Here is a 1,385-nt window from a genome sequence, read left to right on the forward strand (position 1 = left end):
GTCACGCCGGCCGAGGCCGGGCCGGCCGAGGTGGAGCGGACCCGGCAGCAGCCGCTGCCGCCCGGCCCCGGTGAGCGGCCCCTCGACCTGCTGGCGCAGCTGACGAACAAGCCGGCACCGCCCGAGACGCCGATGCGGGTGCTGGTCCGCCGGGTCAAGATCTGGACGCCGCTGGTGCTGCTGCTGGTGATCGCCTTCGTCACCGCGCAGTTGCTGCGACCGCTGCCGGAGCCGTCGCTGAGCCTGACCGCGCAGTCCAGCCACACCTTCGACGGCGGCAAGCCGAGCGTGGCGTGGCCGGAGTCGGGCCAGGCGGCGATGGAGATCGACGGTCTCGGCTCGCTCGGCACCTCGGGTGAGCAGAAGCCGGTGCCGATCGCCAGCGTCGCCAAGACGATGACCGCCTACCTGCTGCTGCGGGACCACCCCATGAAGTCCGGCGAGGACGGGAAGTCGATCCCGGTCGACAAGCAGGCCGAGGAGGAGGCCGGCCTCAGCGAGCAGGGCGAGTCGACGATCGACGTGGAGCAGGGGGAGACCCTCACGCAGGCGGAGGCGCTCAACGCCATCATGATCGCCTCGGCGAACAACGTGGCCCGGCTGATCGCGCGGTGGGACTCCGGTACCGAGAAGGCGTTCGTCGAGAAGATGAACACGACCGCCGACGAGCTCGGGATGAAGAACACCACGTACACCGACCCCAGCGGGCTGCGGAAGGAGACCGTCAGCACCGCGGTGGACCAGGTGAAGCTGGGCCGGGCGGCGATGGAACTGGAGGCGTTCCGGGCGTCCGTGGCGCAGCCGTCGTACAACGACCGCAACGGCAAGAACCACAGCAACTGGAACCAGTTGGTGCCGTACGACGGCACGGTGGGCATCAAGACCGGCACCACGACCGCGGCGGGCGGCAACCTGCTGTTCGCGGCGGAGAAGGAGGTCGGCGGGACGAAGCAGCTCGTCATCGGGGCGGTGCTCAGCCAGCCGCCGGCCGGCCCGGGCAACTCGATCCTGGAGGGTGCGTTGAGCGCCGGCCGGGAGCTGATCAGCTCGGCGGGCGAGTTGCTGACCTCGGAGAAGATCGTGAAGAAGGGCGACGTGGTGGGCCACGTCGACGACGGGCTGGGCGGCCGGACGCCGGTGGTCGCGACCGAGGACGTCACGGCGGTCGGCTGGTCCGGGCTGAAGGTGGACCTGGCGCTGACGACGGGTGACGAGACGATTCCCGCCACGGCCGCAGCCGGTACCGAGGTCGGCACGCTGACCGTGGGGGCCGGGCCGGGCCAGGTGCGGGTGCCGGTGGAGCTGGCGGAGCCGCTGACCGAGCCGGGGACCGGCGCGCGGATCACCCGCGTCCTCTGAGCCGGCGGCACCGGCTGACACTCCCG

At 71.7% G+C, this 1,385-nt stretch carries 1 pseudogene; it reads left to right on the plus strand.

The features are described 5' to 3' along the window. Positions 1-1,359 (plus strand): annotated as a pseudogene (locus ACYVE9_RS26975) (D-alanyl-D-alanine carboxypeptidase); the annotation flags it as partial. Between the last annotated feature and the right edge of the window lie 26 nt (positions 1,360-1,385).

Source organism: Streptomyces sparsus (assembly GCF_054776295.1).